This window comes from Oleiphilus sp. HI0086 (assembly GCF_001635225.1).
Genome location: NZ_LWFZ01000391.1, coordinates 1 through 325, shown reverse-complemented (window position 1 = coordinate 325; position 325 = coordinate 1). Strand labels below are relative to the sequence as shown.

Here is a 325-nt window from a genome sequence, read left to right as displayed (position 1 = left end):
GTTCAGTGCTCAGACAGTATCGTCAACTACGTCTACCGGCTGGCAACATTGAGTCGTTTAAAAAGCAATGAAACACACGGTTTATCGCCTCGCGCAAATATATCTCTGATTCAAGCGGCTAAAGCCTGGGCACTTATTGAAGGCAGGGACCATGTTTTACCTGATGATATTCAGGCAGTCTTTCCAAGCGTCGCAGAACACCGCCTGTCTAACGGACAAGCAAAGCAAAGCAACCCTTTGAGCCAAAACATTTTAAAATCTGTTGATATTTTTTAAACTATCCCCATTAACAGTTTATTATTCTGCGAGCCCCTATATCTGTAGC

1 protein-coding gene is annotated in these 325 nt (G+C 43.4%); it reads left to right on the top strand.

What is annotated here, in order from left to right; translation table 11 throughout:
* Positions 1-276 (top strand): AAA family ATPase (locus tag A3756_RS04875; protein WP_368664569.1); only part of this gene is annotated, 276 nt, incomplete at its 5' end.
* Positions 277-325 lie beyond the last annotated feature (49 nt).